This is a genomic window from Janthinobacterium sp. 35 (genome assembly GCF_002754575.1).
GTDB classification, from domain to species: domain Bacteria; phylum Pseudomonadota; class Gammaproteobacteria; order Burkholderiales; family Burkholderiaceae_D; genus Janthinobacterium; species Janthinobacterium tructae.
This window is the reverse complement of record NZ_PEFN01000001.1, coordinates 3,127,268-3,150,932: the sequence shown is the minus strand read 5'-3', so window position 1 is coordinate 3,150,932 and position 23,665 is coordinate 3,127,268. Positions and strand designations below refer to the sequence as shown.

At 62.4% G+C, this 23,665-nt stretch carries 17 protein-coding genes and 2 pseudogenes; 3 read left to right on the top strand and 16 right to left on the bottom strand.

Annotated features, from left to right (window positions below; translation table 11 throughout):
- Positions 1-552 precede the first annotated feature (552 nt).
- On the top strand, positions 553-915 hold the full coding sequence (locus tag CLU93_RS13990; protein ID WP_218968338.1) for a diacylglycerol kinase: 363 nt from the start codon (positions 553-555) through the stop codon (positions 913-915).
- A 34-nt stretch (positions 916-949) separates the two neighbouring features.
- Here the strand turns inward: CLU93_RS13990 and CLU93_RS28590 are convergent.
- The 15 genes and pseudogenes from CLU93_RS28590 to leuS all read right to left on the bottom strand — a co-directional run.
- Positions 950-1,264, bottom strand: a pseudogene (locus tag CLU93_RS28590) (dTDP-4-dehydrorhamnose 3,5-epimerase family protein); the annotation flags it as partial.
- 34 nt (positions 1,265-1,298) lie between these two features.
- Positions 1,299-1,451 (bottom strand): annotated as a pseudogene (locus CLU93_RS28585) (IS3 family transposase); the annotation flags it as partial.
- Between the two features lie 66 nt (positions 1,452-1,517).
- Positions 1,518-4,451 (bottom strand): YjbH domain-containing protein, encoded by a 2,934-nt coding sequence (locus CLU93_RS13980; RefSeq protein WP_099761937.1) that lies wholly within the window; start codon positions 4,449-4,451, stop codon positions 1,518-1,520.
- Positions 4,452-4,829: 378 nt separating this feature from the next.
- On the bottom strand, positions 4,830-5,534 hold the full coding sequence (locus CLU93_RS13975) for a DUF4197 domain-containing protein (protein WP_099761936.1): 705 nt from the start codon (positions 5,532-5,534) through the stop codon (positions 4,830-4,832).
- Positions 5,535-5,714: 180 nt separating this feature from the next.
- Positions 5,715-7,334, bottom strand: coding sequence for a tetratricopeptide repeat protein (locus CLU93_RS13970; RefSeq protein ID WP_257224966.1), 1,620 nt, complete (start codon positions 7,332-7,334; stop codon positions 5,715-5,717).
- A gap of 3 nt (positions 7,335-7,337) precedes the next feature.
- The gene (locus CLU93_RS13965; protein WP_099761935.1) at positions 7,338-9,542 is read right to left on the bottom strand and encodes an EAL domain-containing response regulator; all 2,205 of its coding nucleotides are present in this window, start codon (positions 9,540-9,542) and stop codon (positions 7,338-7,340) included.
- Between the two features lie 5 nt (positions 9,543-9,547).
- Positions 9,548-11,701, bottom strand: coding sequence for an HDOD domain-containing protein (locus tag CLU93_RS13960; RefSeq protein WP_257224965.1), 2,154 nt, complete (start codon positions 11,699-11,701; stop codon positions 9,548-9,550).
- A gap of 202 nt (positions 11,702-11,903) precedes the next feature.
- A complete protein-coding gene (locus tag CLU93_RS13955) occupies positions 11,904-13,184 on the bottom strand; it encodes a multidrug effflux MFS transporter (protein WP_218968337.1) in 1,281 nt (426 codons plus the stop codon).
- 74 nt (positions 13,185-13,258) lie between these two features.
- A complete protein-coding gene (locus tag CLU93_RS13950; protein ID WP_373629846.1) occupies positions 13,259-14,464 on the bottom strand; it encodes a THUMP domain-containing class I SAM-dependent RNA methyltransferase in 1,206 nt (401 codons plus the stop codon).
- 196 nt (positions 14,465-14,660) lie between these two features.
- Positions 14,661-15,278 (bottom strand): 2-hydroxychromene-2-carboxylate isomerase, encoded by a 618-nt coding sequence (locus CLU93_RS13945; protein WP_099761931.1) that lies wholly within the window; start codon positions 15,276-15,278, stop codon positions 14,661-14,663.
- 10 nt (positions 15,279-15,288) lie between these two features.
- The gene (locus CLU93_RS13940; RefSeq protein WP_099761930.1) at positions 15,289-15,726 is read right to left on the bottom strand and encodes a CopD family protein; all 438 of its coding nucleotides are present in this window, start codon (positions 15,724-15,726) and stop codon (positions 15,289-15,291) included.
- Positions 15,727-15,795: 69 nt separating this feature from the next.
- Positions 15,796-17,067: a glutamate-5-semialdehyde dehydrogenase gene (locus tag CLU93_RS13935; protein ID WP_099764385.1), complete on the bottom strand. Its 1,272-nt coding sequence runs from the start codon at positions 17,065-17,067 to the stop codon at positions 15,796-15,798.
- Between the two features lie 17 nt (positions 17,068-17,084).
- Positions 17,085-18,101 (bottom strand): DNA polymerase III subunit delta, encoded by a 1,017-nt coding sequence (gene holA, locus CLU93_RS13930; protein WP_099761929.1) that lies wholly within the window; start codon positions 18,099-18,101, stop codon positions 17,085-17,087.
- 10 nt (positions 18,102-18,111) lie between these two features.
- Complete coding sequence (locus CLU93_RS13925) at positions 18,112-18,702, bottom strand: LPS-assembly lipoprotein LptE (protein WP_099761928.1); 591 nt, start codon at positions 18,700-18,702, stop codon at positions 18,112-18,114.
- A gap of 2 nt (positions 18,703-18,704) precedes the next feature.
- Positions 18,705-21,344 (bottom strand): leucine--tRNA ligase, encoded by a 2,640-nt coding sequence (leuS, locus tag CLU93_RS13920; protein ID WP_099761927.1) that lies wholly within the window; start codon positions 21,342-21,344, stop codon positions 18,705-18,707.
- A gap of 132 nt (positions 21,345-21,476) precedes the next feature.
- Between leuS and CLU93_RS13915 the strand changes: the two genes are divergently transcribed.
- Together CLU93_RS13915 and CLU93_RS13910 are read left to right on the top strand one after the other, a co-directional pair.
- Positions 21,477-22,265, top strand: a complete 789-nt coding sequence (locus tag CLU93_RS13915) for an AraC family transcriptional regulator (protein WP_257224964.1) — start codon at positions 21,477-21,479, stop codon at positions 22,263-22,265.
- Positions 22,266-22,342: 77 nt separating this feature from the next.
- A complete protein-coding gene (locus tag CLU93_RS13910) occupies positions 22,343-22,708 on the top strand; it encodes a VOC family protein (RefSeq protein WP_099764383.1) in 366 nt (121 codons plus the stop codon).
- Here CLU93_RS13910 and CLU93_RS13905 read toward each other — a convergent pair.
- A complete protein-coding gene (locus CLU93_RS13905) occupies positions 22,705-23,601 on the bottom strand; it encodes a LysR substrate-binding domain-containing protein (protein WP_180287852.1) in 897 nt (298 codons plus the stop codon). The genes CLU93_RS13910 and CLU93_RS13905 overlap by 4 nt on opposite strands.
- Positions 23,602-23,665 lie beyond the last annotated feature (64 nt).

The following is a 23,665-nucleotide window of genomic DNA, read 5'->3' as shown; positions in this document are numbered from 1 at the left end:
GATATCCCATGAAGAAAATTCTGATCGCTTCGGCAATCCTGTGCTTCGCTTCCGCACAAGCCATGGCTCAAACGACGGCACCAGTTGGTGGCGCACCTGTTCCAGCACCCGCTGCTGGTGCTGCTGGCGCTGGCGCTGGCGCTGGCGCTGGCGCTGCTGCCGGTATTGGCGCTGCTGCCGGCCTGAGCACCAGCGCCCTGATCGCCATCGGCGCAGCAGTTGCCGTTGTGGCCGGTGCAGCAAGCTCGGATTCGACCACCACGCACACCACCCCAACCCACCATTAATACCTGGCTGCCCAGGCAGCCAAGATCGCCCCCTCGGCTTGATGTCGAGCCAAAGGGTGGTGGACCTGCAGCACAGATAGCTGACATGTCCTAGCGATATGTCCAGCGTCACAATAAAAGCCCTTTTTCATGTCATTTGAAAATGGGCTTTTATTTTTGCTTCCTCAAGAATAATTGCTATCAGCTGGCCTGCTCGGTTGCAAAAGCATGAGTCTTGCCATATGCCCGCGATAACCGAATCTTCCCACATCAAGACCCTACTGCCATGTCCATGAAGAACCAGCCTTTTTTCAAGCGCATGAAATACGCGCTGGAAGGCATAGCTACCGCCATCCACCTGGAATCGAGCTTTCGGCTGCAATGCCTTGCCACCTTCCTGGTAGTGCTGGTGCTTGCCTGGAGCAAACCAGCCATGATCTGGTGGGCGCTGCTGCTGCTCAACTGCGGCATGGTCCTCGCGGCGGAACTCTTCAATACGGCACTTGAGCAGCTGAGCGACCATTTGCACCCGGCCTTGCATCCCAGTATCAAAATTGCCAAGGATTGCGCCGCAGGAGCGGTCCTCGTCCTCAGCCTGAGCGCCGTGGGCGTCTTTGTCGCTTTCTTAGTTGAAACATTGGCGTACTGAACACGTCACGCCATGCTGGCGTCCGCGGTCCGGCAAAGACGTCGGCGTCGTCCGGTAAGGTGCCCGCTTTGTCCTTGCAGGATAACAATAGCTCTGCTTCGAGCGACCAGTCGATCCTGATCGCCGGATCATCCCGCAGGATGCTGCGCTCGAGTTCCCGCACCCATTAGTCCGTGGTCTTGTACAGGAACTCGGCACTGTTGCTGGTCATCACGAAACCGCGGGCAAAACCTTCCACCATCCACAACTGGCGTTTGTTGGACGCCGATAACTCGACACCTACCCAGCAGCCAAACGTTGGCGAACTCTTGCGCAAGTCGATAGCCACATCGAACACGATGCCAGCGGTCTGAGGTGTACTGTCAATAGCGGACACTCTTGTTTCAAGCCGCCCGTGGCTGTTTGCTGAATTTTTCAGCGAACAACGCGGGCGGAACATTGCCGAGGCGCGAGTGGCGCCGCTGGCGGCTGTAAAAGCTTTCGATGTATTCCTGTATTGCGGCTTTCGCGTCTGCCCGGGTGGCGTAACGTTGATGAATGTCGAGCCGGTAGACCTATGTCCGGCTTAAGCCGGACGGAGGGATTCCCCAATACCACAGGACTTAGTATTTACTCCGCCAGGTCACGCTGATTTCTTTCGGGCCAGGGTTGATCGACAAACCCGATTTGCTCTGGTCGCGCTGCGCGTGCCACAGCCAGCTGCCCATGGCGTAGCCGACGATGCCGCCGGCGACCGTGTCGGACACCCAGTGCTTGCGGCCAAATACGCGGCCGGCGGAACCCACGGCAGCCACACTGTACAGCCATGGCGCATCGTATTCCTTGGCAAACGGCGTCACGGCGGCAAAGCCGATGGCGGCATGCGCTGAAGGGAAGGATGAGTTCGAACGGGAACTGCCGCTGCCGACACGGCTCCACGCTCCGAGGTCTTCCTCCGGACGGGCACGGCCAAACGCATATTTGCCGGCCACCGCCACGCCCGTGGCCGCGGCAACCGATTGCAGGGAAATGAGTCCCGTATTTTGCATGCGCTCATCGCCCAGGGCGAAGGCGGCGGCCGCCGCTCCCACTACCGCGTATGGCATGGCCTTGCCCAGCTTGTCCCAGTTGCGGTACACCCTGGAATCTTCATGTTTCTTGACGAAACGGTCGACGGGCTTGTCGCTGAGGGCTGATGCCAGTACCACGCCGCCGACCACCGCCGTCGCCTTGAGCCATTCAGGGGCGCTCGGCGTAGCAGATGCGGATTGCTGCAGGCGCGCGCGCATGGCGGGCCACGGGCTGACAAATGGCCGGTCTGGTGGATTCACCGCAGGCAGGTTCTGCTCGTCGGGACGCTCGGCAAAATTACCGAGGCCATCGTAACTGTGCATATCGGCGCGCGGGCGCTCCAGCATATCGTACAGGTCACCCGGCGAGGCTACCATCTGCCCCACGTCGCGTGTCCACGGGGAAATAGAGAAGCCGGCCGTCGACTGCGTATCCATCGGCAACATACTGTTCAAGGGCACGGACAGGAAGATGCCACGGTCCTGATAGGGCTTCGATGGCGTGCCAGGACTGGTGATATCGTTGCCGTTCGTATGCGTGTACCAGGCGCCCACTTCGATGCCGGACTGGAAGCGGCGCTTGAATTCCACGCGCACGCCCGTGTCTTTCGCCAGGAAGCGGCCGGCACGCGCCGTGACGGTAATGTCGTGCGGCAAGCGGTAGTGCAGGGAGCCGATTGCCGTCACCGTCTTGTAGTCGAGCGAGTCGAGCAAGCCTTTGTAGCCACGCTGCTGTAAGGCATCGACGGCCACGTCGGCCGCCCAGCGGCTGTCCTTCGGCAGGTACAGCACCTGGCCGCCCACACCGCGGAACATGTCTTCATACAAGCCGGCCGACAGGCGGGTATACACGCGCTCGGCGGGATTGTCATATTTGTTCAGCAAGACGCGGCTCAACGAGAAACGTCCGCCGCGCAAATATTCCGCCACATCCGTGCGCACATGCGGCAAGTTGCTGTTCGATGGCTGCTTGACGCCCGATACCGTTTCCAGCAACTGCAGGCTGGCCGCGCTATTCAGGTACAGGCCATCGCCCAGGCGGCGATCATAGTTGGCCACGGCCGAAATCGAATAGCGGAAAGCGCCGCTCGGATCATTGAAGAAGAAGCCCACCTTGGGAGCGATTTTGAAACGGTTCGCTTCCCGGTCCAGCGATTTGATTTGCACCACGTCGCCATCGACGCCGACACCGACGGCCAGCTTGCCATCATCCTTGAGGACATCGGCTGGCTTGACGGCTGCGGGCGCGGGCGCTGCCGGCGCAACGACAGGCGCAGTGGGCGCAATGGCCAGAGCCGATGCGGCGGCAGGTACCGCAGCCGGTACCGGTGCAGCGGCCACGACGGGCGCCGGCGTGTCGAGGAATTCTTTCAGCCAGCTTTGCTGATCATCCCGGATGACATCGCTTTTCTCCGGATAGCGCAGCAGCACGACGTCGAGGAAAGCCTTGCGGTCGATCTTGCCTGCCAAATAGTCGTTCAGTTTTGGCAAATCAAAGAATTCGTAGGTGGCGATCGGCTGGTCCAGCTTGGTGTACGTGATGCGCAGGGTCGTCACGCCCTTCGGCGTGAAGGCGACGGCAGTGCGCGCGGCACGGCCAACGGCGCGGCCCATGGTCGAAATACGGCTGTTGGTCAGGCTCAGGCTGAGGGTATTGCCTTCCTGCTCGACACGGATATTCTTGTAGTCCTGCTTTACCAGCGCCTTTACCAGATCGGCGCCGTACACGGCGTCGCGGTGCCATTCTTCCTTGCTCGGCAGTGGCGGTGGATTCTTGTCGTCGACGAAATACGCTGGCTCATACACCTTGGGGACGAACTCGCGCTCGCCAAACGGAATGCTGACATAGGCGTTCAGGCTGAACTGGTCGCGGCTGCGTGCCGCTTGCAGGGCAAGCCAGCCCCAGCGGTACTCAAGGCCCACGGAGGCGCCCTTGCGGCGCTTGCCGGCAGTCGTTTCGCTGGCGCGGAAGTCGCGCACGTAATTCGTTGCATCGTACTCGGCCACCACCGACCAGCGCGGCAGCGAGGCCGGGGTCCAGCGCGCGCCGGCAAACACGCCGTCTGGGCGTTTATGCGCATAGCCCAGGCTCGCTTCGATATTCTTGCGGGCGCCAAAAGTCTTAGTGGCAACCACATATTGCCCCTTGAACAGCTCGGTACCGAACAGGTCCGTCATGCCGACGGCGACCGATGGCATCCACTCTGTTTCCGTCCACAGGCGCAATTTTCCGTCGACGACTTTATCCTTGTAGCGGCCATAGCCACTGCCATACTCACCGGGCACATTGGTAAAACCAGCAATGCCCGTGATCGACACATAACGTCCCGTCATTTGCAGGAAAGGCAGGATATCCGACGTGACCCACAACTGACCGTACGGGCTGTCGTAGCTATAGCCGACGCTGAAGGTACCGTCCGTTTCCACCACGGCGCTGGGCATATTGATATACCCGGATTGACCACCGTGATTCGGCGTCGCGGCCATCGCCGAAGGCGCGCCAAGCACCAGGCAGCCACACCAGGTATATTTAATTGATTTTCTGAGTACGCTTAACAAATCCGGCTACCTAAAATATCCTGCACCTGGAATTCCTGACGATGTCTTCAGAAAATCAATGAGCTTGGGGGACGTGAATAAAACGAAAAAAGGCCAACCGACGGGCATCTCGCAATACCACGCATCAGTTCGCCACTAAATTCGGCACTTCCGGGCAGTTGAGCGTTGCTTAAGCATGCCCCTGGAATGTATGTCGCGGAATTTTAACATTATTTTCTTGTAGCAAATGCTTAACTTGTTTCCCTTGCGCGACACCTGTCAGTGCGGCGCAAACGCCGCCTGCGGCTTCGCAGCACGCCTCTATACTCACTTCAAACTGCCAAATACTTTGCCGATAATCTTGCTGCCATACGCGAGCGGATTACTGCGGATGGCTTTCTCTTCCTCGCCTATCATCAGATACAGGCCGTCAAGCGCCCGGTCCGTGACATAGCCTTCCACGGTCGATTGTTGCTGCGGCACCAGTCCCGTCTTGCCGATCTGGCTCATGGTGCTGTTGTATTTTCCGGCCAGGCCGGAACGGTCGGTCACGGATTTCACGATGGGCAGGAATTTGACGGCCAGCGGCGCCGAGGTCTTCTGGCGGAAGAAATCCGTCACGGAGGTATCGCCACCGGACAGGATATTTTTCGCATCGGTCACGCTCATCGACTTGACCGCATCGAGCAGCAAGGGCTTGGCCATGGGCACGGCCGATTCGGCGGCACGGTTCATCGCCACCACCAGATCGTCCAGTTGCTGGCCGCGGCCCGTCATTTTCAGCAAAGGCTGGGCTTGCTCCAGGATGCCGGGCAGCTTGATTTTGACCTTGTCGTTGTTCAGGAAACCATTCTCGACACCCAGTTTCGATACGGCGGCAGCGGAACCGGCTTGCAGCGCCGCTTTCAAACCATTGCTGGCATCCTGGTTGCTGAGGGCATCGAGGGGACTGGCGGCGCCTGCGCCGGACGACAGCAGCGCCAGCGCGCACAGGATGGCGGCCGGACGGCCAGGGAAAGGGTTCAGGCGCATGGTTTTCCTTTTCTAAAGACTAGTCAGACCACCTTCTGCTGGAACATTAGCACATCAAAACTGCAAATACTGCAGCAATTTGTTGTGTCCGGGGCAAACAAGGGGGCCGCAGATGGCGGAGGGAAAGGACTATACAGCACCTGCTGTTGTATCCGCGCACGCTAACGCCGGCGGCGCAGCTCAGCCTGCTATCGCCGCCAGATGTTCGCGCACCCGCACCAGATCTGTCTCGCGCATGCGCGCCGCTGTCTGGCGCAAGGATTTTTCCGCACCGGCCACGCCGGCCGCCACGGCCATCGACAGCCAGATATACGCCTGCTGCAAATCGAGCGGGCCACCCTGGCCGCTGGCCGCCATCAAGCCCAGATTCAGTTGCGCCCGCGCATGGCCCTGGCGCGCGGCCAGCGCGTACCAGTCCCAGGCGGCAGCATAATCCTGCGGCACATCCTGGCCATTGTCGTGCCGCAGGCCCAGCGCAAACTGGGCCAGGCTGTGACCCTGCGCGGCGGCGCGGCAGTAACAGGCGCAGGCCTGCTGGCTGTCGGGTGCAGGGCCATCGTCGCGGTCGTGCAAGACACCCTGCATGTATTGCGCCGGCGCGTAGTCCTGCTCGGCGGCGCGGCGGTACCACTCCAGCGCCAGCGAAAGGTCCTGCGGTACGCCCTGGCCATGTTCATAACGCAGGCCCAGGTCGAATTGCGCCCGCACATGTCCCTGGTCGGCCGCCTTGCGATACCAGAAGATGGCTTCCTGCGCATCGGCAGGCATGCCCTGTCCATGCTCATGCAGGAGTCCCAGCTGATACTGCGCGGCGGGAAAACCCTGCCCGGCCGCCTGGCGGTAGAACACCTGCGCGCGGGTATAGTCCTGCGCGCCATGTTCATGGTGCAGGCCCAGGTTGTGCTGGGCCGCCGCGTGGCCCTGCCCTGCCGCCTTCACGTACCACGCCAGCGCCGCCTGTTTATCGCAGGGCACGCCCTGGCCATTGTCGTAGATCAGGCCCAGGTTGAACTGCGAACTGGCGTGGCCCTGCCCGGCCGCGCGCCGGTACCAGCTGATCGCCTGCCCGCTGTCCTGCGGCAGCACGTCGCCGTTTTCATAGCGCAGCGCCAGGCTGAACTGGGCCGGCGCATAGCCCTGCTCGGCCGCCTTGCGCATCCAGGCGGTCGCCTGCTGGCGGTCCTGCCGCACGCCCTGGCCATTGTCGTAGTGCAGGCCCAGGTTGAACTGGGCGCGCGCATAGCCCTGTTCGGCCGCCTTGCGATACCAATTGATGGCTTGCACGAAATCCTGCGGCACGCCCTTGCCATTGTCATACATCATGCCCAGATTGTTTTGCGCGCCCGCGTCGCCCTGCTCGGCCGCGCGGCTGAACCACAGCATGGCTTGCCCGCTATCTTGCGCCAGTCCCTGGCCCTTGGCATACAGCCAGCCCAGGTTGTACTGCGCCGCCGCGTAACCCTGCTCGGCCGCCTGCTGGTACCAGTGCGCGGCCTGCACGAAATCCTGCGCCACGCCCTGTCCCTTCTGGCACATCACGCCCAGGTTGTATTGGGCGTGCTCGAGTCCCTGCGCGGCAGCCAGGCCATACCAGTGCAGCGCCAGCGCATAGCTTTGCTCGATACCCTGGCCGTTGAAATACATGAAGCCCAGGCTGTGCTGGGCATTCGCATTGCCCTTCTCGGCCTGCCCTTTCAGGCGCAGGTAATCGGCTGTGTAATGAGCAGCCGTGTAATGAGCAGCTGTGGAATGCGCGGCCGTGGAATGAACGGGCGCGGAGCGGGGAGCGGCAGGCGGCATGGCTCAGGCCTCGATGGCCAGCGTCTGCGACAGCGCGGGGGCGGCATCGACGATCAGGCGGTTCTGCTCCTGCAGCACGCCGATGAAGCTGCCCAGCGAAATGGGCCGGTGGTACAGATAGCCCTGCATCGTGGTGCAACCCTTGTCCTGCAGATAGCGCGCCTGGCCTTCCGTTTCCACGCCTTCGGCGATAAGGTGCAGGCCCAGGCCGCGCGCAATCGAGATGATGGCCAGGATCACGGGATAGTGTCCATGCTCGTCGTGGATTTCCTTCACAAACGACTGGTCGATCTTGATGGTGTGGATGGGGAAGCGGTGCAGATACGACAGCGAGGAATAGCCGGTGCCGAAATCGTCGATGGCGACCGACACGCCCAGCTGGCACAGTTTGTTCAACTGCTCGATCGCATATTGCGGATTGCGGATGCAGATGTTTTCAGTGATTTCCACTTCGATCTTTTCCGGCGCGATGCCGTAGCGCGTCAGCGCGCCGCGCATCTTTTCGAAAAAGTCGCCCCGGTCCAGGTATTGCGGCGACAGATTCAGCGACAGGCGCACGGCTTCGCCGCCGGCCGCGTTCCACTGCACCAGGTCGCGGCACAGGGCGCCCAGCATCCAGTCCGAGATCGGCAGCATCAAGCCGTTTTCCTCGGCGAACGGCAGGAATTCGCCGGCCGTCAGCAAGCCCCGCTGCGGGTGGTTCCAGCGCATCAGCCCTTCGGCGCCGACGATGCGGCCCGTCATCACGTCCACCTGCGGCTGGTAATACATTTCCAGCTGATTCAGCTCCAGTGCCTTGCGCAGGCTCTGCTCGAGCGCGATCTTCTGGTGCGACACGTCGAGCATGGACTCGTGATAAAAACTGTGGCCGTTCTTGCCCAGCGCCTTGACCTGGTACATGGCGATGTCGGCGTGGCGCAGCAACTCGTCGATGGTCTCGCCGTCACCCGGATAGATGGCGATGCCGATGGAGGCCGAAATATGCACCTGGTTGCCATCGAGGTCGAAGGGCTGGTGCAGGCATTCGAGGAACTTGTCGGCGATCAGGCGCGCATCCTGGCGGTCGCGCAGTTCCGGCAGCACGATGGTGAATTCATCGCCGCCCTGGCGCGCCAGGGTATCGCCGCGGCGCAAACAATCCTTCAGGCGCAACGCCACCTGCTGCAGCAACTCGTCGCCCTTCACGTGGCCCAGGGTATCGTTGACCAGTTTAAAACGATCGAGGTCGATGAACATCACGGCCAGTTCCGTCAGCTTGCGCCGCGCCTGGATCACGGCCAGGCCCAGGCGATCCTTGAACAGCATGCGGTTCGGCAGGTCCGTCAGGATATCGTGGTAAGCCTGGTAGGAGATGACTTCCTCGGCCCGTTTGCGGTCGGTGATGTCGCGCGCCACGCCATACGTGCCGAAATATTCCTGCTTCCTGGCGTCGTGATCGAGGCCGTGCATGCCGATCGAATTGAGCGGAATCGTCATCAGCGTGTTGTTGAAGGTACGGTCGCTGCCACTGCCGCTATGGCACTTCAGGCGCAGCTCCACATTGCGCGAGGCGCGCTCGTCGAGGCGGCGCTCATTGAAGGCATAGCGCGCCCGCTCCTGGTCTTCGTCGTGCACGAGGATGGAATAATGGCTGCCGATCAGCTCTTCGCGGCTAAAGCCCAGCAACTGGTGCACCCGATCATTGATGAAGGTGATACGGCCTTCGTGGTTCAGGGTATAGATGATATCGGGCGAGCTGTCGACCAGGTAGCGATACATCTTTTCCGAGTTTTCCAGCTGCAGCGCGATACGCTCGTTTTCCAGCGCCAGCTTGCGCTTTTGCAGCGCGTTCTCCACCGTCTTGAGCAGCTCCTCGCGGCTGTAAGGCTTGCGCAGATAATCGTAGGCGCCACGTTTCAGGGCGCCGATGGCCGCCTCGATGCCGACGTCGCCGCTCATGACGATCACGTCGCCCTCGATGCCGCGCCGGTTGATGTGGTCCATGATTTCATGGCCGCTCATGTCGGGCAGGCGCAAGTCGAGCAGGATCAGGTCGAAGCGCAGTTTCGACAACTGCGCCAGCGCCTCGCTGCCGCAGGTGGCCGTGTACAGCTGGTAGCCGCGGTCCTTCAGCAATTCGTGGAGGGAAGCGAGCAGCCGGGGCTCATCATCGACCAGCAGGATGCGCGGGCTGTTTTCCAGGTCAAATGGAATGGCGGAGGAGTTCATGGACGTTACAAAGACAGGGCGGTATTGCCGGGCCCGGGCAGCGCGGCTGCAGCGCTCGCCGGCAAGGGAATGGGCAGCATGATTTCAAACGAGGTGCCGGACTTGCTGCTGCGGCAGCCGATCACGCCATGCAGGCGCGTGACCAAATCGTGCACGATGGACAGGCCCAGGCCATGATGCGCCCCTTCCTTGTTGCTGCGTACGGGCGAGAACAGATTGGCCAGCACCTCCGGCGCCAGGCCGGCGCCATTGTCGCTGACGCACAGTTCCAGATACAGGCGACGGTCGCGGTTGACGTGGCCACGGTTCGCCACTTCGATGCACCCGCCATCGGGCAAGGCTTCGACGGCGTTTTTCAGCAGGTTGAGCAGGATTTGCTTGAGCATGCCGGCATCGGCCTCCACCTCGCATGGCGCGTCCTGCATGCGCGTGACCACCTCGATCTTCGGCGGCAGGAAGTCGGTGGCGCGGAACAATCGCAGCACATCGTCGACCACGCGCGCGCAATCGGTCACACCACTAGACGCCACCGGCTGCAGATCGGCCAGGCCGCCGATCAACTGCCCGACCCTGTCGATCTCTTCGTTCAGGATAGCCATCTCGCTGCTGACCGGTTGCTGTTTCTCCAGCTTGTGATCGAGCACGCTCAGATAGTTCTTGATGATGGATAGCGGGTTATTCACTTCATGCACGACGCGGCGCGAGGCGGTGCGGTACTCCTCGGCCACGTGATCGAGCTGGCGCCGTGCCAGGCCGCGCGCACTGACGGCCGTTTCCAGCGCCATGGCGGCCTGGTTGGCATACGCGCGCAGGAAACCCTCGCGCTTCTGGCAAGCGGCAATCTGCCACGCCGCCACGCCGCCGATCAGCACCCCAAGACTGCGCTGGCCCGCCACCAAAGGCACGCAGACCAGGCTATCGGTACCAAGAATGCGAAACATCTGCTCCTCGACGATGCCCAGCGCCGGCATGTCGCGTTTCAAGAACGCCTGCTTGCCTTCCAGCGCCGCGGCGGCCAGGGGCCCGCCCTTGGCCAGCGGGATCGAGAAGCCGGCCAGGCGCTGCTGATGTTCGCCCGCCGCCACGCCCACCAGCGCATGGCCGGTGGGGTTTTGCAGCAGGATGATGGCGGTGTCGAAATCGAACAGGATGCGCGCCGAGCGGGTGATGGCTTCGAGCAGGCTGCTCTCGCCCTGCTGCCGGGCAAAGGTCTGGCCCACTTCGGATACCAGCACCATGTTGCGCACTTCGTCGGACAGGCGCTGCTGCACCGGATCGACGGATGGCGGCGCATACGCGGGCGGGGTGGCGATATCGTCCGCGCCGGCCAGGTCGATGCCCAGATGCTGAGCCGTCTGCTGCACCTGGCGCGCGACGCTGCCGGCCAGCTTGTCCAGTACCTCCAGCTCCAGCGCGCAGAATTGCGCCGCCTGCGCAATCGATTCCGCATCGTCGGCATGGCAGCACAGCAGGTGCGCCAGGCGCACGATGCGGATCAAGGGATGACTGGCCTCCAGGCGCGCCAGCGGTTCATGGTGATACAGCACGCTGTCGGCCAGGAAGGAATCGAGCTGCCAGCGCTCGATCAGCCAGGCGCCCGCTTCGGCATGCGTGATCTGCAAGGTGCGCTGCTCCACCGCGCACAGGGCGGCATCGTCGCGCGCCGTGAAATTGAACGCGTATTCCTTCGGCGCCGTGGCCAACAAGGCCAGGCGGCCCACGTTGTGCAGCAAGCCTGCCAGATACGCTTCCTCGACGTGCGGATAGGCCATGGCCTTGGCCAGCGCGCGCGCCATGACGGCGACCGACAGCGAGCTTTTCCAGAAGGCGCGCAAATCCGTACTGCCGGAATGGGGAAAGCTGTTGAAGGTCTGGAAGACGGATTCACTGATGACCAGGGTCTTGATCATGTCCGTGCCTAGCGACACGAGCGACTGTTCCAGGCTGACGACCTTGCCCTGGCGATGGTAGGCCGAGCTGTTGGCCACGCCGAGGATCTTGCTGCTCATGCCCGCATCCTTGGCGATCAGGGCGGCCAGCTCCGGCATGCCGGCATCGTCGGCCTGCAGGTGGGCGATCAGTTTGATGAGGATCTGCGGCATGGCCGGCAGGCGGGCAATCAGCAGGCGATTGCGAATATCTTGATCAGATTCTTGCATCGTATCAGGCATTGCCGGTTCGAAAAGGATGAGCGCTCAGCAGCGAAGCGCGGCCACGTCCAGAGCAATCCTCCACTCCTGTAACCCAAAAACAAACTGCCTGAGAGGATGCCGGGGAAAAAGTCATCTTATCATAGCATCCTGTATTAATTGCAATATAGAAAATTAAGTTGAAATAAACCCAGCGTTCTGTCGTGGAAACTTATGCCTTGAAGGAACCCAGCAAACGGTGGCGGAAGCGCCGCGAGATCAGCCACAGCGCCAGCGCCAGCGCTGTAAATGCCAGCTGGCCCGAGGCCAGCCACAGCACGGAACCGGACAGCAGCGGCGAGATCACGCCGGCCACCACGGCACCGAGCAAGGTGCTGGCGAACGACTGGCACGAGGCGACAGTGCCGCGGATATGCGGGAACAGGTCCAGCGCCAGCAGGGTCGCGCCCGGCCCCACCAGCGACATGCCGAAGGTGTAGAAGAACAGCGGCAGCACCGACCAGGGCAGTGATGGCGGCAGGAACAGGTGGTACACGACATTGACGCTGGCAGCGCACAGCAGGAAGGCAAAGCCGATGCCGATCTGGCGCGCGAACGTGACCTTGCCGGCGATGCGGTTGGCCGCCAGGGCACCCATGAAAATCCCGCTCACGCAAGGAATGAACAGCCAGGCGAATTGCGATGGCCCCAGGCCCAGCTGCTTGGGCAGCATTTCCGGCGCGGCCGTGATGAACAGGAACAGGCCCGCGAAATTGAGGGCGACGATGCCGGCCTTGATGTGGAACAGGGGCGAGCGCAGGATCTGGCCATAGCTCGATGCCAGGAAACGGGGATTGAAGGGCTGGCGTTTGGCCAAAGGCAGGGTTTCAGGCAGGCGCCAGTAGCAGAACGCCAGCAGCACCACCGTGTAAAAGGCAAGGAACAGGAAAATCGAGCGCCAGTCGAACCAGATGACGATCCAGCCACCGAGGATGGGCGCCACGGCCGGGGCGATGGAAAAGATCATCGTCACCAGCGACAGCAAACGCGCCGCCGCCGCATCGGCATACAGGTCGCGGATGATGGCGCGGCTGATCACCACGCCGGCGCCAGCCGAGACGCCCTGCAGGATGCGGAAAAACCATAAATAATGCACCGTGTGCGCCGAAGCGCAGCCGAGCGAGCCGATGGCAAACATCAGCAGCGATACCAGCACCACGTTGCGCCGGCCAAAGGTGTCCGAGATCGCGCCATGCCACAGCACCATGCCGGCAAAGGCCAGCATGTAGAACGTCAGCGACTGCTGCACTTCCAGCGGCGACGCCTGCAGCGAACCCTGGATCGCGCCAAAGGCGGGCAGATAGGTGTCGATCGACAAAGGCCCCAGCATTGACAGGCCCGCCAGCAGCATGGCCAGCGCACCGCGGCTCAGCGGCGCCATGTGGCTCGGGGTGGGAGGCGGAACGGGCGTGACCGGGTCGGGCGGCACACTCGCCGGAGGGATGGGAAACATGGCGGTTCCAAAGTGGCGCGCGGACCGATTCCGGTCCGCGCGCGGGGTTACTGCGGGTGTATTACGGTGAACGCTTACTGCTGTGGCTTGGGCTTCGCCTCTTCGCGGCGGTTGTATCCTGCGACCATATCGAAGCGGAACAAACGGCATTCCAGCGCGCCGTTGAAGAATGGCGTCTTGCGCGCTTCCTTCAACCGCAGCAGCTTGGGCAAGCCCAGGTCGGCCGTGAAGAGGAACACCGTCCAGCCGGCGAAACGCTGCTTCAGGGTCGTGCCCATGGCCGAATAGAAGGAGGTCGACAATTCATCTTCCGGGATGGTGCTGTCGCCGCGCACGCCGATACGCTCGCCGTACGGCGGGTTGGTCAGCATGATGCCTGGCACGTCGCTTGGCGGTTTGACTTCCTGCGCCTCGATCTGTTTCAAGGGCACGTCGAAACGCACGCCGGCGCAACGCAGGTTATGGCGCGTCATGGCCACCATGTCGCCCGAGATATCGCTGCCGAAAATGGTCGGTTCGGCTGGCAGCGGATTGACCTTGATGGCGTTTTTCATGGCATTCCACGGCGCCGGATCGAAGTCGTGGAAGTTTTCAAAGGCGAACTGGCGCGTGGCGCCCGGTGGAATCCCCTGCAGCATCTGCGCCGCTTCGGCCAGGATGGTGCCGGAACCGCACATCGGGTCGAACAGCACCATGCCCGGCTTCCAGCCCGACACGCGCAGCAGGCCGGCGGCCAGGTTTTCGCGCAGCGGCGCGTCGCCCGTCTCTTCGCGCCAGCCGCGCTTGAACAGGGCTTCGCCCGAGGTGTCGAGATACACGGTAAACGTGTGCGCGTCGAGGAAGCCGACGATGCGCATGTCCGGTGCCTTGGTGTTGACCGATGGGCGCTCGTTGAACTGGTCGCGGAAGCGGTCGCAGATCGCATCCTTGATTTTCAATGTCGTGAATTCCAGGCTGCGCAGCGGCGACTTCACGGCCGTGACGTCGACGCGGATCGTGTGGTGCACGCCGAACCAGTCTTCCCACGATTGCGCCAGGGTCAGGTCATAGATATCGTTTTCCGTCTTGTAGCCGGAATGGGCCATGCGCATCAGCACGCGCGAAGCAATACGCGAATGCAGGTTGATGCGGTAGGAATCGAGCAGGTCGCCCGAGCAATGTACGCCGCCCGGCACCTGGTTGTGGACCTTCATGGTCGAACTATCCTGGGCAATCTCGCCCAGTTCCTCGGCCAGCGCCGCTTCCATGCCGCGCGGGCATGGGCAAAAATATGAAGCCATGGTGTACCTTTTATCCGTTGAAAAACAATTAACTAAAAATTTCAAAACTTGTCGGATTACGCGCACAGCGCTAATCCGACCTACATCCAATATCTTGCGCAGGTCGGCGCAGGTCGGATTAGCCCGCCAGGGCGTAAGCCGACATGCACCGCCGCCGACTGCGCTTGTCGGATTACGCGCGCAGCGCTAATCCGACCTACAACGTCTCCAGCGCCCGCTCGACAAAATCGAGCCTGTCCTGACCCCAGTAACCTTCGCCATCGACGATGTACCACGGCGAGCCGAAGACGCTGGCGGCAGTCGCCGCTTCCGTGTTGGCATCGTATTCGGCTTGCACGCTGGCCGTCTCCGACGTTTTCAGCAACTGGCGGCCTTCGAAGCCCGCATCGACGGCGATCTGCACCAGTGTCTCTTCATCGCCGATATTGCGCTCTTCGGCCCACAGGCCGCGCATGATGGCGTGCGCCAGGTTCAGCGATGCTTCCACGCCGTGCGCCAGGCGCGTGGCGATGATCAGCTTGGCCGACGCTTCCGGCGAGACGGGGAAGAACTTTGGCTGCAAGGTCAATGGCACTTGCAAAAAGGCCGACCAGCGCGCCAGTTCGGCCAGGCGATACGCCTGGCGCTGCGGTGCGCGCTTGGCCAGCGGCAGGCCGCCCGACACGCTGAAAACCTTGCCCAGGTCGAAGGGACGCACGTCGATCTGAGCGCCCGTCTTGGCGGCGATGGCCATCAGGCGCGCGTGACCCAGGTAGGTCCATGGCGAGTGAGGCGCGAAGAAATACTGCACGACTTTGTTCTGGCTTGCACTCATCTCGATTCCCTTAGAAAGGCTTGACCACGACCAGCACCACGACGACCAGCAGCATCACCACCGGCACTTCATTAAACCAGCGGAACCAGGTGTGGCTGCGCTTGTTAAGACCTTTTTCAAACTTGCGCAGGATGGCACCGCAGGCGTGGTGGTAGCCGAGCAGCAGCACCACGAACGTCAGCTTGGCATGCATCCAGCCCGGCATCTTCATGCGGCCTTCGCCCCCACCGTACAGCATCCACATCAACGCCAGTCCCAGCACCATCGCCGGCAGCGCCAGCAGGGACATGAAGCGGTACAGCTTGCGCGCCATCAGCAACAGTCGCTCGGTGGCCACCGTTTCCGTCTCCATCGCCAGGTTCACGAAAATACGCGGCAAATAAAACAGGCCGGCAAACCAGGACATGACGAAGATGATGTGGAAGGCTTTGGTCCAGAGAAAGAGCATGGGGTTCCCAGTGTCAGAGGTGGAGAAAAATGCGAGCGCGGGCCGCCTTGTGGGCAACCCGCGAAGAGACTATTTACGGACTTCGCCGTGGCCAAAGACCACGTACTTGAGCGATGTCAGGCCTTCCAGTCCCACCGGGCCACGCGCGTGCAGCTTGTCGTTCGAGATACCGATCTCGGCGCCCAGGCCATACTCGAAGCCATCGGCAAAACGCGTCGACGCGTTTACCATCACCGAGGCGGAATCGACTTCGCGCAGGAAGCGCAGCGCATCGCTGTAGTCTTCCGTAATGATGGACTCCGTGTGCTTGGACGAATACCGGTTGATGTGGTCCATCGCTTCATCGATGCCGTCGACGACCTTGATCGACAGAATCGCCGCCAGGTACTCGGTGGACCAGTCTTCCTCGGTGGCGGGCACCAGGTGCGGATAAGCGGCGGCGGCCAGGATCGCATGGCTTTCCGGATCGGCACGCAGTTCGACCTGCTTGGTCAGGTACAGTTCGGCCAGCTGCGGCAGCACGGTAGCGGCAATGGCGCGCGACACCAGCAGGGTTTCCATGGTGTTGCAGGTGCCGTAGCGGTGGCACTTCGCGTTGAAGCCGATATCGATCGCCTTTTTGATATCGGCCTTGGCGTCGATGTACACATGGCAGATGCCATCGAGGTGCTTGATCATCGGCACGGTGGCCTCGGCCATCAGGCGCGCGATCAGGCCCTTGCCGCCGCGCGGCACGATGACGTCGACGAATTGCGGCATGGTGATGAGGGCGCCGACGGCGGCGCGGTCGGTGGTATCGATCACTTGCACGGCATCGGCCGGCAGGCCTGCTCCCAGCAAGCCCTCGGCCACCAGCTTGGCCAGCGCGCGGTTGCAATGAATCGCTTCCGAGCCGCCGCGCAGAATCGTCGCGTTGCCGCTCTTGATGCACAGGCCGGCCGCGTCCACCGTCACGTTCGGACGCGCTTCATAGATGATGCCGATGACGCCCAGCGGCACGCGCATCTGCCCCACCTGGATGCCCGTCGGGCGGAACTTCATGTTCGAGATTTCGCCGATCGGATCGGCCAGCGCGACGATTTGCGTCAAGCCTTCGACCATGGTGGCGATGGCGGCGTCGGACAGGGTCAGACGGTCCAGCATGGCCGGGGCCAGGCCGGCGGCAGCAGCCGCATCGAGGTCGCGCTGGTTGGCCGCGCGCAGCAGGTCCGCGTCGCGCACGATGGCGGCGGCGATCAGGGTCAAGGCGCGGTTGCGCGTGGCGCTGTCGGCACGCGCCATGGCGCGCGAAGCGGCGCGCGCGCGCGTGCCCACGTCCTGCATATATTCTGTGATGTCCATGCTCGTATCCATAAAAGTTAACCCTTGGCGATCTTCAGGCCCAGTTGCAGCATGGCATCCCAGGCATCGCCCGCGTAGCCCTTGGCGCGCAAGCCCTTGATCATCTTGTCCACCTGCGCCGCCTGCTGCAGCGCCGCTTCCAGCACGGGCAGCGAAATGCGCCGCAGGGCCGGTTCCATCATCCGCTCGCGCGGACCCCAGATGCGGTATTCCTTCAGCAGCGCGCCCAATGGACGCCCTTGCGCCATGCCGGCCTTCAATTTTAACAGCGTGCGGATTTCCTCGGAGACGGCCCATAACACCAGCGGCAGCGCCTCGCCCTCGCCTTTCAAGCCTTCGAGCATGCGCACCAGGCGCGCCGGATCGCCGGCCAGCATGGCTTCGGACAGCTTGAAGACATCGTAGCGGGCCACGTTCAGCACCGCGTCCTGCACTTGCTCATACGTCAGCTTGCCCGCCGCGTGCAGCAAACCCAGTTTCTGGATCTCCTGGTGCGCCGCCAGCAAATTGCCCTCCACCCGTTCGGCGATGAAGTCGATGCTGGCGCGCTCCGCGCTCTGGCCCTGCGCGGCCAGGCGCTGCGATATCCAGGCCGGCAACTGCGCCCGTTCCACATTCGGAATCTCGATATACACGGCCGCCTGCTGCAGGCTGGCGACCCAGGCCGCCTTCTGCGTGGCCCAGTCCAGCTTGGGCAAGGTGATCAGGGTCAGGTTATCGGGGCTGAGGTTTTTCGCATAGCTTTGCAGCGCCGCCCCGCCATCCTTGCCCGGCTTGCCGGTGGGGATGCGCAGCTCGATCAGCTTTTTATCGCCGAACAGCGACAGCTCCTGGTTCGCCGCCAGCAGTTCGCCCCACTTGAAGCTGCGCTCCACCGTCAGTACGTCGCGTTCGGAAAACCCTTGCGCGCGCGCCGCGCGGCGGATCTTGTCGGCCGCTTCCAGCGCCAGCAAGTGTTCGTCGCTGGTGATCACATACAGCTGCGCCAGCGGCTTGGCCACATGCCCGTCGAGCGCGTCTATCCGCAATTGCATGGCGTCCCCGTTACTGCTGCGGGGCTGCCGGCGCGACCGGTGTCACGGGCGCCACCGACATGGCCGGCAGCACCGGCTTGATGGCGGCCAGGCGGCGCATGATCTGCTGCACCAGGTCGTTGCGCATGTCGCGGTACAGCGCCGCCTCCTCGGTTTCCTTGGCCAGTACCTGCGACTCGTCGAAGGTAATCGGACGCACCAGGCTGATGGTCGTCGGTGCCAGCAACTGGTTGCCGGCCTTGTCCAGCACGCGGAAATTGATCGAATAACCAAGTTGATACTCTTGTACGCGGCCATTTTTGTTCAGCGACAAAATGGTCTTGGTACGATTCCTCTCCGGGTCGCTGAGCACTTCAAGGACAGCGTCGGCGCCATCCTTGGTGCCCACCACCTCCGTGCTGCCGATGGCGCGGATATAGCGCTTCAGGCCAATCGCCAGCGGCGATGTATCGGGCAAGCCGATGTACATCGTCGCGAACGGCAGCATGAAACTGCCGTTCGAACCGCGCAAATGAAAGCCGCAGGCCGACAGCAGAACAGTCAGCCCCAACGCCAGCGCGGCACGGCGGCCCAACAGCGATACTTGAGAGGAAGTCGTCATGATTACACCACGATGCTGATTAACTTGCCTGGCACGACGATGATCTTCTTCGGCGTGGTTTCGACGTACTTTTGCACACTTTCGCATGCCAGCGCAGCCGCTTCGATGCTGGCCTTGTCCGCATCCTTGGACACCGTGATCGAGCCGCGCAGCTTGCCGTTCACCTGGATCATCATCTCGATCTCGGACTGTTCCAATGCGGCCGGGTCAACTTGCGGCCAGGCGACGTTCAGCAGGTCGCCGTGCACGCCGGCGTAGCCCAGTTCCTGCCACAGCACGTGGGTGATGTGCGGCGCGACAGGGTTCAACAGACGCAGGAAGATGGAGAAGCCTTCGGCGATCAGGGCCTTCGACTGCGCGCTATCGTCCAGCTTGGCCGATTCCAGCGTATTGAGCATCTTCATGCAGGCCGACACCACGGTGTTGTACTGGATGCGCTTCAAGTCGTAATCGGCTTGCTGCAGCAGCTTGTGCAATTCGCGGCGCAGGTTTTTCTGCGCGTCGCCCGTGGCCGGTGCGGCGCCGCCAGCCAGTGCGGCTTGGATCGTGGCCGACTGGGCGTAGCCGAAGTTCCACACGCGGCGCAGGAAGCGGTTCGCGCCTTCGACACCGCTGCCCGACCATTCCAGCGTCTGTTCCGGCGGCGAGGCAAACATGGTAAACAGACGGGCCGTGTCGGCGCCGTACTGCTCGATCTGCGCTTGCGGGTCGATGCCGTTGTTCTTCGACTTCGACATTTTTTCCGTGCCGCCGATTTCCACCGGCTGGCCATCGGCCACCAGGACGGCGCTTTGCGGACGGCCCTTGTCATCGAGCGACAGGCGCACGTCGTCCGGGTTGAACCAGGTGGTCTTGCCCACCGCGTCCTTGCGGAAGTACGTTTCGTTGAGCACCATGCCTTGCGTCAGCAGATTGACGAACGGCTCGTCGAACTTGACCAGGCCGAAGTCGCGCATGATCTTGGTCCAGAAGCGCGCGTACAGCAAGTGCATGACGGCGTGTTCGATGCCGCCGATGTACTGGTCCATCGGCATCCAGTAATCGTTGCGCGCGTCGACCATGGCGTCGTTCGAGCCTGGCGAGGTATAGCGCATGTAATACCACGACGAATCGACGAAGGTATCCATGGTGTCCGTCTCGCGGCGCGCCGGCTTGCCGCACTGCGGGCAGTCGCACTGCAGGAAGGCTTCGTACTTGTTCAGCGGATTGCCCGTGCCGTCCGGCACGCAGTCTTCCGGCAGCACCACCGGCAGATCTTTTTCCGGTACCGGCACCACGCCGCAGTCAAGGCAATGGATCATCGGGATCGGCGTGCCCCAGTAGCGCTGGCGCGAAATGCCCCAGTCGCGCAGGCGGAAGGTGGTTTTCTTTTCGCCCAGGCCAAGTTCTGCCAGGTCGGCGGCCACCGCATCGACGGCGGAAGCGAAATGCAGGCCATCGTATTTGCCGGAGGCGACACAGACGCCGTCCTTGCTGCCATACGATTCCTGCCAGGCGTCCGTCGAAAATTCCTGACCCTTGACTTCGATCACTTGCTTGATCGGCAGATTGTATTTCTTGGCGAAGCCGAAATCGCGTTCGTCATGCGCCGGCACGCCCATCACGGCGCCATCGCCGTAGGTCATCAGCACGTAATTGCCGACCCATACTTCCACTTGCGCGCCCGTCAACGGATGGGTGACGAACAGGCCGGTCGGCATGCCCTTCTTCTCCATCGTTGCCATGTCCGCTTCGATCACGGAACCGAGTTTACATTCGGCGTTGAAGGCGGCCAGTGCGGGATTGCTTTGCGCGGCGTGGAGGGCCAGCGGGTGCTCGGCGGCCACGGCGCAGAAGGTCACGCCCATGACGGTGTCGGGGCGGGTGGTGAAGACATACAGCTTGCCGTCGCCAATCAGGGCGCCTTCGGCATCCTTGATCTGGTGCGGGAAGGCGAAGCGCACGCCCGTCGACTTGCCGATCCAGTTGGTCTGCATGGTGCGCACACGCTCGGGCCAGCCCGGCAGCTTGTCGTCGACATACGCCAGCAATTCTTCCGCGTAGTCGGTGATGCGCGCGTAGTACATGGGGATTTCGCGCTTTTCGATCAGCGCGCCCGAACGCCAGCCCTTGCCATCGACGACTTGCTCGTTGGCCAGCACGGTCTGGTCGATCGGGTCCCAGTTCACGGTGCCGGTCTTTTTGTAGATGATGCCTTTTTCCAGCATCTTCAGGAACATCCACTGGTTCCATTTGTAGTATTCGGGCTTGCAGGCGGTCATTTCGCGCGACCAGTCGATGGCCAGGCCCATCGATTCCATCTGCTGCTTCATGTGGGCGATGTTCGAATACGTCCATTGCGCGGGCGGCACGTTGTTGGCCATGGCCGCGTTTTCCGCCGGCATGCCGAACGCATCCCAGCCCATCGGCATGAGCACGTTGTAGCCGTTCATGCGCAGGTAGCGGTACATCACATCATTGATCGTATAGTTGCGCACGTGACCCATGTGCAGCTTGCCCGAAGGGTAAGGCAGCATCGAGCAGGCAAAATACTTGCCTTTAGGGAAACGCGGGTCGTGTTCGACGGCTTTGTAGGCGTCGATCGCCTTCCAGTGCGATTGGGCGGCTTGTTCGACGTCGGCGGGACTATATTTATCTTGCATGATGTGCGGCCAATAGTGGATATGAACCGAGCATTATACTGGTTGTCGCCGCCCGATAGCGCGGCGCGCTGGCGGCCCGGCCTGGCAAATTTTGGCCGGCGCACAATTATGCTGTGTAATATATGGGCAATCTTGTTCTTTGCATCAAAGCCGGCCATGATCGTCTACCAGGAATATCTACCCATTCCCGCCCTGCGGCCCTGGCTCGACTGCGTCTGGACCTGCCGCGTGCAGACGGGCGCCACACCGGTCACGCACCAGGTCTTGCCCGACAATTGCATCGACATCCTGTGCCAGGACCAGCAAGATGCCAGCTTTGCCGTGGGCATGATGACGGCGCCGATTGCCGTCGCCAGCCTGGGTCTCGTGCAGACGGTGGCGGCCCGCTTCAAGCCGGGCGCGGCGGCGCGCTTCTTCCAGCTGCCCTTGTGCGAACTGAGCGATGGCCGCACGGGACTGCAGCAACTGTGGGGCCGCGAGCTGGCGGCACGCCTCGGTGACGCGCTGTGGAGCGATCCCTTGTCGAATGCACAAAGAGTTTCTGTTTTGCAAGATTATCTGCTGCTGCGCCTGCGCAGCGCGCCGCCACGGCGCCAGGCCGGTGCGGCCGCACATGCCATCGCGGCCATCGAACGCGCATGCGGCCAGGTGCGCGTGGACGGACTGGCCGCGCAACTGGGCGTGTCGCGCCAGCACCTGGCGCTGCAATTTCGCCAGCACGTCGGCATCAGCCCGAAATTGTTTGCCCGCATCTGCCGTTTCCGCGCCGCCAGCGCCGGCATGCAAGGCCTGGCGGGGCAGCCGGACTGGGCGCAAGTGGCCTTGCAATTTGGCTATTTCGACCAGTCGCACCTGATCCACGACTTCCAGGATTTCGCCCACAGTTCGCCCGAGGCGTGGCTGACGGGCCGGCGCGCCTGAGCACCTTCCATTTTTCCAATCGCCCCGCACGCGCCGGTGGCATGATGGCGTTATTCTTCATTCACCAGGAGCAGAACATGATCAAGGGCTTACGCACCGTCACCTATCCCGTCCCCGACCTGGACCAGGCCAAAGCCTGGTACAGCCAGGTATTTAACGCGGCGCCGTATTTCGACCAGCCGTTTTATGTGGGTTTTGCCATCGGCGGCTTCGAACTTGGGCTGCTGCCAGGCGGCGAGCCAGGCACGCAAGGCAGCGTGACGTACTGGGGCGTGGACGGCATCGAGCAGGAAGTCGAGCGCATCGTTGCGCTGGGCGGCACACTGCACCATCCGATCACGGACGTGGGCGACGGCATTCGCACGGTGGAATTGCTCGACCCGTTCGGCAACCAGATCGGCCTGATCGACAATCCCCATTTCGAGACCGGCAAAGTCGTCTAAGCGGCTTCACCTTGCAGCCAGACGCGGAACTGCTGCAAGGCTGTTTTTTCATGCGCCGTTTCGGGCGTGATCAGGTAATACGCGCGCTGGCCGCGCAGTGGGCGCTCGCAAACGATGCGCAGTTCGCCACGCGCCAGTTCCGCTTCGACCAGCATACGCGGCAGCAAGACCACGCCTTGCCCCTGCACGGCCGCCATGGCCAGCATGGAAAACAGTTCGTAGCGGGCGCCGTAGTGTGCCAGTGCGCCATCGACCTGCATGGCATCAAACCACTGGCGCCAGGCGCCCGGACGCGTGCTTTGCTGCAATAGCGTCAATTCCAATATGTCTTGCGGCTGCCATTCGCTGCGCGCCGCCAGCAGGCGCGGGCTGGCGACGGGCACGATCTCTTCATGCATCAGCAAGGTGGCGCGCGTGCCGGGCCAGCGCGCCAGCTGCTCGGGCGTGCCCGCGTATAGGGCGCCGTCGTATTCCGTATCGGCAAACATGAACGGTTTTGTATACGCGTCGATATGCACGACGATGTCGGGGTGCCGCCCTGCCAGCGATCCCAGGCGCGGCATCAGCCAGCGCGTGGCAAACGTGGGCACGGAAGCGAGCTGCAATGCCCCGCCGCCGCCCTGGCGCGCCATGGTGTCGAGCGTGTCGCGCTCCAGGCCATCGAGGCGGGCCGCGATCTGGCGCGCATACGCGGCGCCGGCGCTGGTCAGCAACACGCCATGGCGCGTGCGCTGGAATAGTTGCACACCAAGAAAACTTTCCAGTGATGAAATCTGCCGCGACACGGCGCTTTGCGTCAGCGACAGTTCGCGCGCCGCGTGCGTGTAGCTCTGGTGCCGCGCGGCCGCCTCGAAACAATTGAGCGCCTGCAGCATCGGGATTTTGCGTGACATGGGGGTATCGGGCCGGTGAAAGACCCCTAGTATGCCGCAAGATATGCGCAACACGCATGTCTGG

Bases quoted from the DNA above. Each gene is read 5' to 3' on its own strand.
- CLU93_RS13990 (WP_218968338.1), top strand. From the start codon at position 553: ATGTCCATGAAGAACCAGCCTTTTTTCAAGCGCATGAAATACGCGCTG.
- CLU93_RS13980 (WP_099761937.1), bottom strand. From the start codon at position 4,451: ATGGCCGCGACGCCGAATCACGGTGGTCAATCCGGGTATATCAATATG.
- CLU93_RS13975 (WP_099761936.1), bottom strand. From the start codon at position 5,534: ATGCGCCTGAACCCTTTCCCTGGCCGTCCGGCCGCCATCCTGTGCGCG.
- CLU93_RS13970 (WP_257224966.1), bottom strand. From the start codon at position 7,334: ATGCCGCCTGCCGCTCCCCGCTCCGCGCCCGTTCATTCCACGGCCGCG.
- CLU93_RS13965 (WP_099761935.1), bottom strand. From the start codon at position 9,542: ATGAACTCCTCCGCCATTCCATTTGACCTGGAAAACAGCCCGCGCATC.
- CLU93_RS13960 (WP_257224965.1), bottom strand. From the start codon at position 11,701: ATGCAAGAATCTGATCAAGATATTCGCAATCGCCTGCTGATTGCCCGC.
- CLU93_RS13955 (WP_218968337.1), bottom strand. From the start codon at position 13,184: ATGTTTCCCATCCCTCCGGCGAGTGTGCCGCCCGACCCGGTCACGCCC.
- CLU93_RS13950 (WP_373629846.1), bottom strand. From the start codon at position 14,464: ATGGCTTCATATTTTTGCCCATGCCCGCGCGGCATGGAAGCGGCGCTG.
- CLU93_RS13945 (WP_099761931.1), bottom strand. From the start codon at position 15,278: ATGAGTGCAAGCCAGAACAAAGTCGTGCAGTATTTCTTCGCGCCTCAC.
- CLU93_RS13940 (WP_099761930.1), bottom strand. From the start codon at position 15,726: ATGCTCTTTCTCTGGACCAAAGCCTTCCACATCATCTTCGTCATGTCC.
- CLU93_RS13935 (WP_099764385.1), bottom strand. From the start codon at position 17,067: ATGGACATCACAGAATATATGCAGGACGTGGGCACGCGCGCGCGCGCC.
- holA (WP_099761929.1), bottom strand. From the start codon at position 18,101: ATGCAATTGCGGATAGACGCGCTCGACGGGCATGTGGCCAAGCCGCTG.
- CLU93_RS13925 (WP_099761928.1), bottom strand. From the start codon at position 18,702: ATGACGACTTCCTCTCAAGTATCGCTGTTGGGCCGCCGTGCCGCGCTG.
- leuS (WP_099761927.1), bottom strand. From the start codon at position 21,344: ATGCAAGATAAATATAGTCCCGCCGACGTCGAACAAGCCGCCCAATCG.
- CLU93_RS13910 (WP_099764383.1), top strand. From the start codon at position 22,343: ATGATCAAGGGCTTACGCACCGTCACCTATCCCGTCCCCGACCTGGAC.
- CLU93_RS13905 (WP_180287852.1), bottom strand. From the start codon at position 23,601: ATGTCACGCAAAATCCCGATGCTGCAGGCGCTCAATTGTTTCGAGGCG.